This window comes from Acinetobacter sp. YH12072 (assembly GCF_013419565.1).
Lineage (GTDB): Bacteria > Pseudomonadota > Gammaproteobacteria > Pseudomonadales > Moraxellaceae > Acinetobacter.
Map to the genome: position 1 here is coordinate 34,997 of NZ_VOZV01000013.1, position 15,448 is coordinate 50,444.

The window sequence follows — 15,448 nt, forward strand, 5'->3', positions numbered from 1 at the left end:
GCTTTTTAAGTCGGCATATTATAGGCATAGGCTGACAAAAAAACCATGCTTTGCAAATCTTTATTTTTACCAGTTATTGCACAGTCGCTGTTAATTTAATCTGCCCTGCTTCATTATTTAGTTCCATTTTCTCGATACTTAGCCCCATTTGTGCCAACTGTGTCAGGAAGTTGGCCAGCACAGAATAATTTTCATGAGACAGCATCAACTGAATTTTTCCATCCATTTGCTGTGATGCGACCGACAGCCCTTGTTGCTGAGCAATACGCTGCACTTTTTCTGCTGCATCTAATTGCAAGTCTCCTGCCGGCTTCATAGTAACAGCATTGCTTTGCATCCAGACCAGCGTATCTTTTAGATCATTTAAACGTTTCTGCTGGGTATCTGCTGCCTGATGCATTGCCCAGAGTGCACTCGCAACAGCGGTCACCAGCACAAAGATTGTGGTAAAGATTACCAGAATGCGTTCACGTGCTGACAAACGATCCAGATAATCGGTCAGTTTTTCAATTTGCAGATCCATGCGGTTCTGTAAGGTTTCAATAGCTTTCATTATTGTATTTTCACCAGTCCTACGGCGCCTGTTCCATTCGCCTGTATATTCCCCAATTCTACTTTAAAGCCCTGCTGCCCCAGTTGCTTGGTCAAAGTATTTAAACTTTCAGATGAATTGGACTGTAACTGCAGACTCAATCCAGACGGATCATAATTGACACGCTGTGCCACAATCTGGTTTTGCATCAACACCGGCCCGACTCGGCTAATGAGCTGCAAAGCCTGAGTATCCGCAGTCTGACTTTGACGAAGCTGGGCTTCAAACTGACTTTTAATATTCTGCTCAGTGACCGGATAATTTTGTCCGAACCAATATTTAAACTGGTCAATCGCCTGCATCGCAGTGGTATTGGCGACTTTTTTATATTGATACCAGCGCACCGCATCATAAGTAAACTGTAGTACTAAAATCCCAAGAAAAACCGCCGCACAGGCTTTCCAGTAACCGGAAACAGTATGATCCGATTTACCCTTTGGCAGGATATTAAATGGATGCTGTTTCGGTTTTTTTAGCATTGGCAACGTATATTGGAACGAGTTTAATTGTTCACGTGTTGCTACCGCTTCTAAACTGCTCATTTGTTCAGGGCTGAGATTGCTGACCTGATATTCCAGATCTTTAGACTGAAAATCCAGATAAAGGCTCAGATCATCCACTGACTGGCCGATATATTCAGCTTCACGTACCAGCAAATGCCCACCAATTTGTGCAATAACGCGCTGCTGCGCATGTTCAGGCACTGGCAAAACCAGAAAGTCTGGCAATAATGCAGCGAGTTTAACAGGAATCAAATTCAGGGCATGCTGCAAAGTTTCAACTGTAGAATTTGCAATCCCCAGAATACTGATCTGGTCAGGCTGCTGAAAATGATGCAGCACTTTCATGGTATCGACAGGCAGTACTACATATTCTTCTAACAGATATTTAATGCCATCATTGCCCATTTTTTTATATTGGCTCTTTGGCAAAGTCTGCTGCAAAATTTGCACATGACGACTGGGAAAAAAGACCGTCGCCTCTTCACCATGATAGGCCTGAATATCCTGAATCAGCTGCTCAAGTGTTGCAGCAGTGTTCCAGAACTCCCCCTTTGACCATTGCCAAACCCCATTGGCTTCCGGCATCCATAAATACAACATCGATTGTGTTCTACCGTTTTAATTGGTTTTTATACTGTTGGAATAAAGCTTTTAACTTGTGTTGATAAGCCTGGTGCAATCACGGCCTGATCATAAATACGTGCTTCTGATAAATGAAATGGATGAAAAGACTCAGTCACGAGAATGGAGGCAATATGCGCCACAACATTCATATGACAAACCACCGCAATGGACTCATACGGCAGTTGCGATAACCATTCAACTGCAACTTTAGCATCATCATCAGGCTTGATGGTATTACAGATCACAACGGGTACATCTTTAAAATAGTGCTGTAAATGCGCCAGAGTTTCCTGTGCACGCAATAAAGGACTGACCACAAATACTTCCGGTTTGATGATATCCTTTAAATACTGCGCTGTCTGTTCCGCCTGTTGATGCCCGCGCTCCGTTAGGGGACGTTTGCTATCATTCCCATTCACTGGTGGCGCGGCTTCGCCATGTCGCACTAAAGTCAGTTGCATCTTATTTCCCTATTTATTTGGTCGCTACGGTCATCAGTCAGCATTATAATCATCGCGCTTCCTGTGTTATAGATCAGACTTGATGATGTGGCAAGACAAATTCGACATCACTGCGATGACCATTTTTCATCAAGGATAAAGCGATCGTCAGCGGCGGCGCTCCTTCAAAGATCACTTCATACAAGGCAGTTGTAATCGGCATATACACATCCAGCTCTTCTGAACGCGCTTTTACCTGCACAATGGTGTTGATCCCTTCCGCAGTTTGACCCAGTTCAGTCGTCGCCTGCTCTAGGGTTTTACCCTTACCTAATGCATAACCAACCTGATAGTTACGACTCAGCGGACTGTTACAAGTGGCAAATAGATCACCTACACCTGAAAGCCCAAGGAAAGTCAGCGGGTTTGCACCCAGCTTGACTGCAAACCGACTCATTTCCGCTAGAGCACGGGTCAGAATCATACTCTTGGTATTCTCACCAACATTATAGGCAGCCGCCATCCCCATCGCGACCGCATAAATATTTTTCAGCGCACCGCCCAGTTCTACGCCATGTACATCATCACTGGCAAAAACACGGAATAATGCACTATGGAGTGCCTGTTGCACTGCATAACGTACCAGTTCAGATTCACTGGCAATCACCGTACCTGCCGGCTGACCTGCGACAATTTCTTTGGCCAGGTTTGGACCAGACAGCACACCATAAGGCACTTCCGGTAGTTCTTCACGAATGATGTCACTCATAAAGCTGAAGGTATTGGCCTCAATCCCTTTTGTCAGGGAAATCACGGCTTGAGATGTGATAAAAGGCTTGATCTGCTGCAACACATCACGAAAAGAATGGCTTGGAATTGCGACTAGAATAATATCGCGATCACGAACAGCCTTCTCCAGATCGGACACAGCAAGCAGATTTTCTTCCAGCTTAAAATCCGGTAGATAGCGTTTATTGATATGTGTTGCATTAATATCTTCAGCTACTTCCGGATCACGAATCCAGATCATGGTATCGCAGCCATTTCGAACCGCGGTATTGGCCATTGCAGTACCAAAACTACCACCGCCTAAAACTGTAATTCTTAAAGCCGTATTCTGGTTGACCACTACCGGTTCAATCAAATCGGTAAAATTTAATTCTGACATCTTGTTTTCTAATATCCTGTGTCTTGAAATGCCTTAGTTTTGATTCCAATAACTTACATAATTCTGGGTCTGGATTTCAGCACGTGGTGCAATCGCTTTTGCCGCCGTACCGATATAGATAATGCCAGAAACCAGATCATCCTTACCAATGCCGAGCGACTGCTTGAAAAATTTTGATTCTACTACTGCGCCACTACGCCACATAGTTGAAAAACCTTGAGCCTGCAAAGACAGCAAGAAGTTTTGAATAGCGGCACCTGAACTCAAAATCTGCTCAAAATGTGGCACTTTCGGATGATCCTGCAAACGGGTTAATGCCAGTACCAGCAAAGGTGCACGAAAAGGATGATTCTTAACCCGTTCAATCTGAGCTGATTCAGTTTGACCCAGATCTATCAGTGCTTGCGATAACAGTTCACCAAATGCTTCACGTTGCGCATCCGGGATGATCACAAAAGTGGTAGGTTTTAACCGGTGATGATCCGGTGCTGTCAAAGCAGCTTTAAATGCCATTTCTAACTGTTCTGCATTCGGCGCAGGTGCCAGCAAATGTCCTATTGATTGACGTTGGTGAATATTTTGATGAACGATGTCGACCACAGATTCCGTCATTGCTTTATAGATCTATAACTTAAAAACTACGGTCAAGATTAGCATATTCCACTAGTAATACTCTAGAAACTTGCAAATACCTCTACCTTGAAAATATTTAAGGAAGATTACAATATTTTCTATGGAATCAATAAAAGGTCTCTTTCATTCACTTTTCTCTCATAGAGCAACATCAAAAATTGCCAAACTTATACAACAGCTCCTAATTCTGTGCTTTTTACTGTGTTTCAATATTCCCAGTTCTGTTTTCAAGCGAGATTTTATGATGAAAAAAACAATTGCGATCAGCGGATTAGCAGCTTCAGCTCTACTTTTAACTGCCTGTGCATCTAACCCGACTTCAGTGGCGGTTCAAAAGGAAAATAATCAGTTTGAAGTAACAGGATTAGGTAAAAACCAGTTAACCTCTAAAAATAATGCAGTGAATGCCGCCAGCAAAACCTGTGGCTCCAAAGCAACTGCGATTATTCTGGATGAAAAAACTTCTTATAATGGTGCACTAAAAGGTGTAGTCGATGAACAGACCGGACAAATGATTCAGGCTGCTGCGACTGTATTAGGCAATATTGCCGGCACCAACACCGGATTGAACCAGAATGATGATTATCAGACTGTTTTAACGTTCCGCTGTGAAGCAAAATAAGCTTCAACATGTGCAGTAATAAAAAACCGCTCTTTAAGAGCGGTTTTTTTGCAGTTTAGATTAGCAATAGCCTTCCAAACGGGTCAGCGGTAATTTTTGTCCAATCGCTTTTTCAATCTCTGGCAAATAGAACGCATCATCTTCCGCCAGGAAACTGATACTTACACCACGCGTTCCCGCACGACCAGTACGACCAATACGGTGTACGTAATCATCGGACTGTTCAGGTAAAGTGAAGTTAATCACATGAGATACGCCATCCACATGAATACCACGACCGGCAACGTCTGTCGCAATCATGATGTTATGTTTACCATTTTTGAACTGGTCTAACATTTTTAAGCGTTTGTCTTGGGCAATTTCACCTGACAGCATTACCACCTTATAACCATCACGTTTTAAATGATCATATAGCTTACGTACCTGATCACGACGGTTAGCGAAAATCATGACCTTTTCAATCGGCTCATCACGCAGAATGTCTTGCAGCAGTTTGTATTTATCTGCCTTCGCGACCATATAAACACGTTGTTCAACGTCGGCATTGGTTTTCTTTTCCGGCTCAATTTCAACAGTCACCGGTTCAAATAACCATTGCTGTGCCAGATTCAAGACATCATAGCTAAAGGTTGCAGAGAACATCAGTGTCTGACGCTGCTCTTTGCGTGGCGAGAAACGCACGATACGTTTTACTGATGGAATAAAGCCCATATCCAGTAGACGGTCAGCTTCATCAATCACCAGGAATTCAATCTGATCCAGCCAGACTTCTTTTTGTTCAACGAAGTCAATTAAGCGACCTGGCGTTGCCACCATGATATCGACTGGCGCTTTATCCAATTGAGCTTTCTGCTTGTCAAAATCTACACCACCTAGAAGTGTTACGACACTCAGGTCAGTAAACTTGGTCAGCTCATGCGCGTCGCTTTCGATTTGCAGGGCAAGTTCACGTGTTGGTGCCAGAATCAGTGCACGCGGTTCACCACGATAACGCTGTTCTTTTACCGGATTATTCAGCAAGTCATTAATCACGCTAATCAGGAATGCGGCTGTTTTACCCGTACCCGTTTGTGCACGACCAATAGCATCATGTCCTGCCAAGGTGAATTTTAAAACCTTCTGCTGAATCGGCGTCATGGAAGTAAAACCTAAAGCATCAATTGCCTTTTTCAGTTGGGGATGTAAATTTAAGGTTTCAAAACCAGATGACATAAAGCGCTGCTCTAATTTGATAATCACTAAGATGGAATAGTATAAACAAAAAACGCCCCAATTTATATTGGGGCGTTTATTAGCTTAATCCGAAGATTAGTCTAATGGTTGAACTTCTTCAGCTTGGAAGCCTTTTTGGCCTTTAACTACACTGAATTCAACACGTTGGCCGTCACGAAGTGAACGGTGGCCTTCGCCTTGGATTGCACGGAAATGAACGAATACGTCATCACCGCCGTTGCGTTGAATAAAGCCGAAGCCTTTAGTGTCGTTGAACCATTTAACTACGCCTTGTTCACGAGCAGCTGTCATAAGTTAATCCTCATTGATACTAAAAAAAGGACCACCCGGTGTTGCAAACAGCAGAGCAAACAAGTTTGAAAATATTATTTTTAAGCTTGTAATCATTCTGTAAAACTATTAACAAAATCCCGGTTACATCCATTGTGTATAGGGCGAAAAACAATCAATTTGTTTATCTGAAATCCTAAATACGCAACGAGCTTAACATGGGTTTATGACAATTAATAGATATTTTTTAGCTTTGTTCCTTTTGATTTAGTTATTTTTTTCACAATATATATCAGAAAAATTATATATATTATTTCATGTAACTTTTTAGCTAAATAGTTGGGTTTTGGCATCCTATTTGCTAATATTTATAGCCTTTTTTGCGATATGAATAAAACGGAAATGAGTGATAACCACGGTCAAGCGCATATTATTGATGCCATGGGTAAACCCTGTCCGATGCCGCTCCTGATGTTAAAGCGTGCATTAAAAGCAGATCAGGGCAAAACATTCTTGTTAAAGTCATCAGATCCACATAGTCAAACTGATGTTACACGGTATTGCCAAATGCATCAGTTAAAATGCGAATCTCAACAGATTTCTGCAACCGAGTATCACTACCTGATTGAATCTTAAAAATTTTCAATTAAACTGGATGCTCTCCATACTCGTATAAAAGTTTACATTTCTCTACCCAAATATCCATTATTTGAGGAGAGTTTGGATTAAGATAAAACCTAGTTAAGGGTTAAATCCCCCGCACTTCAAGGAGAACACATGAGTGACAGCCGCAATCAATTGATGCCCCTGTCATTATCGGCGCCAGGTGTCAATCTTGGTGCTTATATTAGCACTGTCAATCAAATTCCTATTTTAACGGCCGAACAAGAAAAAGAGTTGGCTGAACGCTATTACTACGACCAGGACCTGGACGCAGCAAAAATGCTGGTCATGTCTCATTTGCGTTTCGTGGTACATATTGCACGTAGTTATGCAGGTTATGGCCTGCCTCAAGGTGACCTGATTCAGGAAGGCAACCTTGGCCTGATGAAAGCCATTAAGCGTTTTGACCCGAGTATGGGCGTACGTCTGGTGTCATTTGCGGTGCACTGGATCAAAGCTGAAATTCATGAATATGTAATTCGTAACTGGCGTATTGTCAAAATTGCGACCACTAAAGCGCAGCGTAAACTGTTCTTCAATTTACGTAGTCTGAAAAAGTCTTCTAAAAAGTTAACGCTTGAAGAAGCTCAGTCGATTGCCAATGACCTGAATGTAACACCAGAACAGGTGTTGGAAATGGAAGGCCGATTGACGGCTTATGATGCAGCATTTGAAGCATCAGGTGACGATGATGACGAAAATTCAACTCACGTTGCTCCAGCACTATATCTGGAAGACAACCGTTATGACCCGGCACGTCTGATTGAAAATGAAGACTATGAGGAACAAAGCACCTCTGCCCTGCATGAAGCGATGGAACAGTTAGATGACCGTTCCCGCAATATCTTGCAGCGTCGCTGGCTGGATGATGAAAAGTCAACCTTGCATGAACTGGCAGCTGAATATAATGTTTCCGCCGAACGTATCCGTCAGCTTGAAAAGAATGCAATGGAAAAAATCAAAGTGGCAATGTCTTCAAACTAATGTATTGAATTAATAAACTAATAATCTTAAGAAAAAGCCTTCATATATGAAGGCTTTTTTTGTCTTTTAATGCCGTGTTTCAGCCTTAGCTTTTATGCTAAGGTTAAGCGCAAACTTTATTGGGAAGGTCAATTCAAATGTGGATTGCGATTTCAGCACTGAATCTTGCGCTTGCAGTCATGCTCGGCGCATTTGGTGCCCATGGTTTAAAGACTCGAGCGACTGAAGCACAGTTGAGCTGGTGGCAAACGGCCACAGATTATTTCTTCTACCATGCTCTTGGCTTACTTATTCTAGCAGTGATCAGCCGAGTAATTCCTGAATTGCCAATCAAATGGAGTTTTCTCCTGATTCAGGCGGGAATTTTCCTGTTCTGTGGCTCACTCTATGTCATGGCACTGGGTCTACCGCGCGGTTTAGGTGCAATTACACCAATTGGTGGTGCCTTAATGATTGCTGGCTGGTTAATTCTGGCCTGCAATGCCGTAAAATACCTCAAATAGGTCTGATGCTTTAATCAATAATCATGGAGGGTTGCCAAGATGCTGGTATATATCAATGGCGAACAACAAGAAACTCAATGCAAGAATCTGCTGGAACTGGTTCAAAGTCTGGCGCTTGAGGGTAAGCGCTTTGCAGTTGAGGTCAATGAAATGATTATTTCTAAAAGCAGATTGGGTGAAACGCCCATTTGCGAAGCGGACAAAATAGAAATTATTCACGCAGTCGGTGGCGGCTAATAACACTTGGAACAATTATGCAAGATTTATTACAGATCGGTTCACGCCAATTCCAGTCTCGTCTTTTAGTAGGCACAGGCAAATATAAAGATTTAAATGAAACAGATCAGGCCATTCAGGCCAGTGGTGCAGAAATTGTAACGGTTGCTATTCGCCGGGTGAATATTGGTCAGCATCCAGACCAACCGAACCTGCTTTCAGTGGTTCCACCAGAAAAATACACCATTTTACCAAATACTGCGGGCTGTTTTGACGCTAATAGCGCAGTACGCACCTGTATGCTAGCACGTGAACTGCTGGATGGTCATAACCTGGTAAAACTGGAAGTTCTGGGTGATGAAAAGACTCTTTATCCAAATATTACCGAAACTTTGAAAGCAGCGCGTACCCTGATTGATGACGGTTTTGAAATCATGGTCTATACCTCAGATGATCCGATCGTGGCACAAGAACTGGAAAGTATGGGCTGTGTAGCAATCATGCCTTTAGGTAGTCTGATCGGTTCAGGTCTGGGGATTCTGAATCCACACACGATTTCGATTATTAAAGAAAATGCCAAAGTGCCTGTGCTGGTTGATGCGGGTGTCGGTACTGCCAGTGATGCAGCGATTGCCATGGAACTCGGCTGTGACGGCGTACTGATGAATACTGCGATTGCTGCTGCACAAAATCCGGTCTTGATGGCCTCTGCGATGCGTAAGGCGGTTGAAGCGGGTCGTGAAGCATTCCTGGCCGGTCGTATGCCACGCAAACGCATGGCCAATGCCAGCTCACCTGAAACCGGTTATTTCTTTAAATAATAATCGAGGCTAGAGGCCCAAAAAATTATTTAAATCATGTCGATCTGTTCAGGAGTTTCCAGCAAACTCCTGGACTTTTAAATTTAGATACCCAATACCCCGGTCAACTTTGAAAATTAAATATTAAAAGTTCACGTCTTGGTTCGGATTAATTCGAATAGGAACTTCAAATCCATAGTTGAATTTATAAAAAAGCTTTAAAGTTCACCATAAATATCTATCCAATATTCAAAGAGATGACTTAACCTATTTTGCTAAACTTATCACTCAGCTTTGATCATCAATAAAATTATAAATAAAAGGAATTTAAACCGATGCTTTATCAGATCAAACTGCCTTTCCTATTTAGCACCCTGCTGTGTCTAGCATTTACACAAAGTGCTTGTGCGAAACCTCAGACAGGTAGTTCTCCTAAATCAAGCTATCAATCTTTTATTCCGAAAAACTGGAAAGTTCTAGAAAAAGCGCAAGGCGATTTAAATCAGGACGGTCAAGCAGATCTCGCGCTGATTATTGAAGATACTAATCCCGAAAACTTTGTTGCAAATGCAGGTGTAGGCAATCATGTTCTGAATACCAACAAACGAAAACTTTTGATTTTATTCAAGCAGGCAAATGGTTATCAGCTTGTAGCTAGTAATACTACTTTACCAACCGAAGGTGATGTAGAGTCGCCTTGCCTCACTGATCCACTTGGTGAATCCGAAGCCTTAAGCATTCAAAAAGGTGTACTTCGGGTTCATTTACATTACTGGCTAAGCTGTGGTTCATGGTATGTCACCAATTATACTTATACCTTTCGATACCAAGATAATGCTTTTAAATTGATTGGCTATGATGTAGATGATTTTCACCGTGCCTCGGGTGAGAGTACAGCACGAAGCATTAACTTTTTAACAGGCAAGCTAAAAACTACAACAGATGAAAATGAATTTTCAGAACAGACGCAACTTGCCAAAGTTCAATGGTCCACCTTAAAACACCGCTACGCACTGAAACTTGAACAGGTTCAATTTAATCAGCCACAAGAGTTCGAATAAAATTAAATATTACAAACTCTTTCAAACTGAGAATTACAGCTTAAAGTGCTTCTAAAATCCGAATCTTTACACTCGCAACCGCACCTTGAGCGGCTTTAGCATGTTGCTGCATATTTACACTATGCATGTGGGTTTCCAGATGCTGAATACTTTCCCATTTTTCAAACATCATGATTGAAAAAGGCACTTTGGTCTGTAATCGGCTCTCAATCTCTGGATGATCAATATAAACATCATAAAGATGACAGCCTGGCTCTTGTAATACCTGTGCGCGGATGTTGTTAAATGAATCCAGCACTGTTTTCATATCTTGTTCCGAATGACAGATGATTTCAGCAATAACGGTTAGCATGGTCATATCTCCTGATTAAGCAAAAATTTGAGTTAAATGTTCACGGTACTGTGCGATATACGCTTCAACTTCAGGGGCTTTAATTACATCATTCACAATAAATGTCGGTAAAGCCTGCATCCCCAAGAATTGGTTGGCTTTATGAAAAGGTAGGTAAACGCCGTCTACGCCCACGCCATGAAAAAACTGCTCGGTATCCGTAAACGCATCCATCGGTGCATTCCAGGTAAGAGATAACATATAGTTTTTATCGTGAATCAGGCCACCTGAGCCATATTTTTTTGAAGCATCTGAACGTGAGCGACCATCATTTGCATACAGGCTGCCATGCCCTTCGGTAAAAACATCATCAATATACTTTTTCACTGGCCACGGCGCACCCATCCACCAGCCTGGCATTTGGTAAATGACCGTATCTGCCCAAAGGTATTTTTCTACTTCTGCTTTTGCATCATATTCATTGTCAGCACGAGTTACCTGAACCTGATGCCCCAGCTTTGTTAATACTTCTTGAGCCAGTTCGGCCAAAGTATCATTTAACTGACCATTTGAGTGGGCAAAAGCTTTTGCGCCATTAATTAATAAAATATTTTTCATGGAAAGAACCTGAAACCAAAAATTTATGCAGGCACTATATAGACTCTGCTTATTGCTAAAAAGCAGTGATTTTGCAAATCATTATTGACTAAATATCAACAATTACTTTGGAAGCAATAAAAAAAGCGCCTTATGACGCTTTTTCAAAATTTTAGTATTAAGGAATCAAACCTTCATCACGCATTGCAATCTGTACAGACTGACGTTCTGCAACCTTATTACGGATATGAATAATATTTTTATATGGACTCAGATCATGTTCAATCTGGTTCGACCAGTTGGTGAGAACAAACAGGTAAGCATCTGCCGGACCGAAATTATCATCGACCAGATAATCATTGTCCGATTCACCAATCGCCTTATCGATATAACTCAATAAACGGTCAATTTCTGCATATGCTTTTTCTTTGGCTTCATCTGATAATTTTCCAGTGAAGAATACAGCATAAGCATCATGCAACTCTGAGTTGAGATAACCTAACCACTCCAGCACTTTGGCACGTCCCATGCCAGAAGGTGGAATCAGATCTTGTTTTGGATCGTGTTGAGCAAGAAACGGTAAAATTGCAACATTTTCTGTAAGAATTAAACCCGGATTAATTTCTAATGCTGGTACATAACCCTTCGGGTTAATTTCGTAATAATCTGCACCTTTTTCTGTTTTATGGGTTTTTAAGTCAACACGTTCCAAATCAAAATCGACATTAATTTCATTTAAAATAATATGAGCTGCCAAAGAGCACGCGCCTGGCGAATAGTAAAGCTTCATTTCTGATCCTTGTTATACACTTCTCAATGTTTTAAATCGCTTCTGACAAACTTTCAAGTGATCAAACCTGTAAATTGCAAAAAAGCGTAACTGTGATTCAGCACAGTTACATATTCAATATTGAGGAATTTACAGGTTTTTGCAAGTCAATCTTGTGTAGATTTTTATCTGTATCTGTTTAAGATACGCAGGTTCTCAAAATTTAGATGATATTTCGTGATTAACCTGAAAAAAGAAGAATGGTTTTCCAATATCCGGACTGATGTACTGGCAGGTTTGGTGGTTGGACTCGCCCTGATTCCTGAATCTATTGCCTTTTCTGCGATTGCCGGTGTCGATCCGCAAGTCGGCTTATATGCCTCTTTCTGTATTGCCGTGTCCATTGCCTTTTTCGGTGGTCGTCCTGCCATGATTTCTGCGGCTACAGGTGCAATGGCACTATTGATGATTACGCTGGTCAAGGATCATGGCCTGCAATACCTGCTTGCAGCCACGATTCTGACCGGAATCATTCAGGTGATTGCGGGCTTTTTTAAAGTTGCCAAGCTGATGCGTTTTGTGTCGCAGGCTGTGGTATATGGTTTCTTGAATGCCCTCGCGATCCTGATTTTTGTGGCACAAATCCCGGAAATTCACCGGATGGACAGTACGGCTTATCTGTTCATTTTAGTAGGTTTGGCAATTATCTATCTGTTTCCTTATATCCCGAAAATCGGTAAAGCGATTCCATCGCCTCTGATCTGTATCGTCGTACTGAGCGCACTTGCGTTAGTGCTTGGTGCAGATATGCGTACTGTGAGCGATCTGGGACAGTTTCCAGATACCTTGCCAGTCTTTCTTCTTCCAGAAATTCCACTGAATCTGGAAACTTTGCAGATTATCCTGCCTTATTCCTTTACTCTAGCCACTGTAGGTCTGCTTGAAAGTATGATGACGACTACAGTGATTGATGAAGTGACTGGAACTGAAGGTGACCGACATCAGGAATGTCGTGGTCAGGGTATGGCCAATATTGTCAGCGGTTTTATGGGCGGAATGGCCGGTTGTGCCATGATTGGCCAGTCGATTATCAATGTCTCATCAGGTGCTCGTACACGTTTATCGACATTAGTTGCTGGCGTATTTTTACTGTGTCTGGTGGTCTTCCTGAAAGACTGGCTGGCTTATATTCCTATGGCAGCACTGGTAGCTATTATGATTATGGTATCATTTACCACCTTCCAGTGGGGTGCAATCAAACAATTCGGCAAGCATCCGCTAGAATTTAATACCGTGATGATTGCTGTGATAATTGTCGTGCTTGCTACTCATAATCTGGCGCTCGGTGTATTTGTCGGTGTATTGCTCTCTGCTCTGTTCTTTATTAATAAGCTGGAAAGAACTGTACATGTCTCGACTTATTTGCATAAGCCTAATTCACGTAGCTATATAATTTCTGGACAGATCTTTTTCAGTAGTACAGAAAAGTTCTATCAATTCTTTGATTTTAAGGAAAGGCTGGATCATGTTGAGCTGGATCTGACGCATGCGCATGTCTGGGATGTGACTTCAGTAAATATGCTCAATAACGTCATCCAGAAGTTTAAAGCCCAAGGCATAGACGTGACTGTAATTGGTTTAAATGAAGCCAGTAGCACTTTGATCGATCGTTTTAGTACCTGATCAAGCTTGATCTATAAAAGAGCCAACTGGCTCTTTTATTTTGTCTGAGATCTCTGGCTCGATTTTTATGGAGAAATACCGAGAAAAGTTTGACTTGCACCGCTCAGGACTTAAAATACCGCATTCTGAATTTTTAGATTTGCCAAAATTATGTCGAACGATCAATTAGACCAGCAAGTCGTGGAGCTGGACAATTTAAGCGAGCACCGTGAAATTGTGACGTTTATGCGCCGCTCAGCGCCATTAAATACCTCTCAACGTACTGCGCTTGAACAATATGGTCACTTAATTTTGGAATATCCGGTAGGTGATTTGCGTCAGTATTTTGAACATCCTGAACGTCCGCTGACTGTAGAAATCGGTTTTGGCATGGGCCGCTCTCTGGTACTCATGGCTAAAGCGAATCCAGAGCGTAACTTTGTCGGAATTGAAGTACATGTACCGGGTATTGCGCAGTGCGTGTATGAAGCAGGTATGGCGGGCGTGACTAACTTACGTGTACTGGATGCTGATGCGATTCAGGTGCTTCGTGAAATGCCAGACAATAGCATTAACACCGTTCAGTTGTACTTCCCTGACCCATGGCAGAAAAAACGTCACTTTAAACGCCGTTTTGTATCTCATGACCGCATGCCATTGGTTGAGCAAAAGTTGGAACTTGGCGGTACTTTCCATGCTGCAACAGACTGGGAACCGTATGCTGAGTGGATGCTGGAAGTTCTGGAAGAACGTCCACGTTTAGAAAATCTGGCGGGTAAAGGCAACAGCTACCCTCGCCCTGAATGGCGTCCACAAACCAAGTTTGAGCGTCGCGGAATCGAAGCTGGCCACAAGATTAATGACTTTATCTTTAAGAAAATTTCTTAATATCTATAAGTCTAAAAAGCGCTGATTATTCAGCGCTTTTTTATTAGCTATGATGGTGTTCTAAAATCTGCTGACTGAGTAATTTATACACATCTGCCAAGTCTTGTCGTTCAGATTGCTCTAGCATCTGCTGATGCATATTCAGAATATTCTGATCACCACGCATCGCAGGTCCAGTCTGCCCCTGACGAGGATCATTTTTCGTCGCTTTATTGGCTGTTTCCAGAATCAATGGATAAAGCAGGCTAAAGTCTACCTGCTGTGCATCCACAATCTGCTTGGCCATGTCATAACAGTAGTTGCTAAAATTGCAGGCAAACACTGCAGCCAGATGTAAGCTCAAACGTTGGTCTGAACTATATTGATAAACTCGTTTGCTTAGGCTATTTGCTAAATGAGTTAAGATTTCTTGATCTTCTGGCTCAGACGCTTCAATAAATAAAGGCGTATTTTCCCAGTCAATTTCACGTTCCAGACTAAAGGTTTGCAATGGATAAAAGACGCCAGACTTTGCATGTACATCTGCTAGAACATTCAGGTGAGAACTGCCTGAAGTATGGACAATCAGCACATCTTGCAAGTAAAAATAGACTTGTCTGATGACCTCAGCAATTGATTGATCACTCACGGCAATGATCATCAAGTCTATATCCTGATTCAGATTTTCAGGTTGAGCGATGGCTTGCGCTTTAAATTGATCAGCCAGTTGCTGTGCTTTATCCAGAGTCCGGCTGTAGATCTGTACAATTTCATGTTGTGCTGACAATGCATGGGCAAGATGATAAGCCACACGCCCTGCCCCAATAATACTAATCCGCATTCATCAATATTCCTGAACCATTGCGCACAGCATGCCAATAAAAAAAGGATGAATCAATTCATCCTTTTG

20 protein-coding genes are annotated in these 15,448 nt (G+C 42.1%); 9 read left to right on the forward strand and 11 right to left on the reverse strand.

The window, feature by feature from the left end:
* Nucleotides 1–73: 73 nt before the first annotated feature.
* The 5 genes from gspM to FTU19_RS07410 form a co-directional block, all read right to left on the reverse strand.
* Nucleotides 74–553 (reverse strand): type II secretion system protein GspM, encoded by a 480-nt coding sequence (gene gspM / locus FTU19_RS07390; RefSeq protein ID WP_004782448.1) that lies wholly within the window; start codon nt 551–553, stop codon nt 74–76.
* On the reverse strand, nt 553–1,695 hold the full coding sequence (gspL, locus tag FTU19_RS07395) for a type II secretion system protein GspL (protein WP_166138419.1): 1,143 nt from the start codon (nt 1,693–1,695) through the stop codon (nt 553–555). The genes gspM and gspL overlap by 1 nt, the downstream gene beginning before the upstream one ends.
* A gap of 29 nt (nt 1,696–1,724) precedes the next feature.
* Nucleotides 1,725–2,180, reverse strand: a complete 456-nt coding sequence (sixA, locus tag FTU19_RS07400; protein WP_166138422.1) for a phosphohistidine phosphatase SixA — start codon at nt 2,178–2,180, stop codon at nt 1,725–1,727.
* A gap of 73 nt (nt 2,181–2,253) precedes the next feature.
* Nucleotides 2,254–3,327 (reverse strand): NAD(P)H-dependent glycerol-3-phosphate dehydrogenase, encoded by a 1,074-nt coding sequence (locus FTU19_RS07405; RefSeq protein WP_034704062.1) that lies wholly within the window; start codon nt 3,325–3,327, stop codon nt 2,254–2,256.
* A gap of 33 nt (nt 3,328–3,360) precedes the next feature.
* On the reverse strand, nt 3,361–3,939 hold the full coding sequence (locus FTU19_RS07410) for a nitroreductase family protein (RefSeq protein WP_034169994.1): 579 nt from the start codon (nt 3,937–3,939) through the stop codon (nt 3,361–3,363).
* A 265-nt stretch (nt 3,940–4,204) separates the two neighbouring features.
* Here FTU19_RS07410 and FTU19_RS07415 point away from each other — a divergent pair, with 265 nt between their 5' ends.
* Entirely contained in the window at nt 4,205–4,582 is a 378-nt protein-coding gene (locus FTU19_RS07415) for a hypothetical protein (RefSeq protein WP_171505595.1), read from the forward strand.
* A gap of 60 nt (nt 4,583–4,642) precedes the next feature.
* On the opposite strand, the gene rhlB is transcribed toward FTU19_RS07415, so the two are convergent.
* Nucleotides 4,643–5,794 carry an ATP-dependent RNA helicase RhlB gene (rhlB, locus tag FTU19_RS07420; protein ID WP_004782458.1) on the reverse strand — a complete coding sequence of 384 codons (1,152 nt, stop codon included), beginning with the start codon at nt 5,792–5,794 and terminating at the stop codon, nt 4,643–4,645.
* Nucleotides 5,795–5,890: 96 nt separating this feature from the next.
* Nucleotides 5,891–6,106 (reverse strand): cold-shock protein, encoded by a 216-nt coding sequence (locus FTU19_RS07425; RefSeq protein ID WP_004782461.1) that lies wholly within the window; start codon nt 6,104–6,106, stop codon nt 5,891–5,893.
* A 381-nt stretch (nt 6,107–6,487) separates the two neighbouring features.
* On the opposite strand from FTU19_RS07425, the gene FTU19_RS07430 reads away from it, so the two are divergent.
* The 6 genes from FTU19_RS07430 (at nt 6,488) to FTU19_RS07455 (ending at nt 10,312) form a co-directional block, all read left to right on the forward strand.
* Nucleotides 6,488–6,721: a sulfurtransferase TusA family protein gene (locus FTU19_RS07430; RefSeq protein ID WP_175968201.1), complete on the forward strand. Its 234-nt coding sequence runs from the start codon at nt 6,488–6,490 to the stop codon at nt 6,719–6,721.
* Between the two features lie 141 nt (nt 6,722–6,862).
* Nucleotides 6,863–7,732: an RNA polymerase sigma factor RpoH gene (gene rpoH, locus FTU19_RS07435; protein ID WP_180016663.1), complete on the forward strand. Its 870-nt coding sequence runs from the start codon at nt 6,863–6,865 to the stop codon at nt 7,730–7,732.
* Between the two features lie 137 nt (nt 7,733–7,869).
* On the forward strand, nt 7,870–8,235 hold the full coding sequence (locus FTU19_RS07440) for a DUF423 domain-containing protein (protein ID WP_180016664.1): 366 nt from the start codon (nt 7,870–7,872) through the stop codon (nt 8,233–8,235).
* Between the two features lie 39 nt (nt 8,236–8,274).
* The gene (thiS, locus tag FTU19_RS07445) at nt 8,275–8,472 is read left to right on the forward strand and encodes a sulfur carrier protein ThiS (RefSeq protein ID WP_005235073.1); all 198 of its coding nucleotides are present in this window, start codon (nt 8,275–8,277) and stop codon (nt 8,470–8,472) included.
* 17 nt (nt 8,473–8,489) lie between these two features.
* Complete coding sequence (locus FTU19_RS07450; RefSeq protein ID WP_034702140.1) at nt 8,490–9,272, forward strand: thiazole synthase; 783 nt, start codon at nt 8,490–8,492, stop codon at nt 9,270–9,272.
* Nucleotides 9,273–9,586: 314 nt separating this feature from the next.
* Nucleotides 9,587–10,312 (forward strand): hypothetical protein, encoded by a 726-nt coding sequence (locus FTU19_RS07455; protein WP_180016665.1) that lies wholly within the window; start codon nt 9,587–9,589, stop codon nt 10,310–10,312.
* 40 nt (nt 10,313–10,352) lie between these two features.
* Here FTU19_RS07455 and FTU19_RS07460 read toward each other — a convergent pair whose 3' ends face one another.
* The 3 genes from FTU19_RS07460 to FTU19_RS07470 all read right to left on the reverse strand — a co-directional run bounded on the left by FTU19_RS07460 (nt 10,353) and on the right by FTU19_RS07470 (nt 12,030).
* Nucleotides 10,353–10,664, reverse strand: a complete 312-nt coding sequence (locus FTU19_RS07460; protein WP_180016666.1) for a putative quinol monooxygenase — start codon at nt 10,662–10,664, stop codon at nt 10,353–10,355.
* Nucleotides 10,665–10,679: 15 nt separating this feature from the next.
* Nucleotides 10,680–11,261 carry an NAD(P)H-dependent oxidoreductase gene (locus FTU19_RS07465; RefSeq protein ID WP_179992280.1) on the reverse strand — a complete coding sequence of 194 codons (582 nt, stop codon included), beginning with the start codon at nt 11,259–11,261 and terminating at the stop codon, nt 10,680–10,682.
* A gap of 157 nt (nt 11,262–11,418) precedes the next feature.
* Complete coding sequence (locus FTU19_RS07470) at nt 11,419–12,030, reverse strand: glutathione binding-like protein (protein ID WP_004782472.1); 612 nt, start codon at nt 12,028–12,030, stop codon at nt 11,419–11,421.
* 216 nt (nt 12,031–12,246) lie between these two features.
* Here FTU19_RS07470 and FTU19_RS07475 point away from each other — a divergent pair, with 216 nt between their 5' ends.
* Both FTU19_RS07475 and trmB read left to right on the forward strand, forming a co-directional pair.
* Nucleotides 12,247–13,692 (forward strand): SulP family inorganic anion transporter, encoded by a 1,446-nt coding sequence (locus FTU19_RS07475; protein ID WP_180016667.1) that lies wholly within the window; start codon nt 12,247–12,249, stop codon nt 13,690–13,692.
* 150 nt (nt 13,693–13,842) lie between these two features.
* Nucleotides 13,843–14,559, forward strand: a complete 717-nt coding sequence (trmB, locus tag FTU19_RS07480; protein ID WP_125279238.1) for a tRNA (guanosine(46)-N7)-methyltransferase TrmB — start codon at nt 13,843–13,845, stop codon at nt 14,557–14,559.
* Between the two features lie 43 nt (nt 14,560–14,602).
* Here the strand turns inward: trmB and FTU19_RS07485 are convergent, their stop codons facing one another.
* Entirely contained in the window at nt 14,603–15,379 is a 777-nt protein-coding gene (locus FTU19_RS07485; protein ID WP_180016668.1) for a Rossmann-like and DUF2520 domain-containing protein, read from the reverse strand.
* Nucleotides 15,380–15,448: the final 69 nt, after the last annotated feature.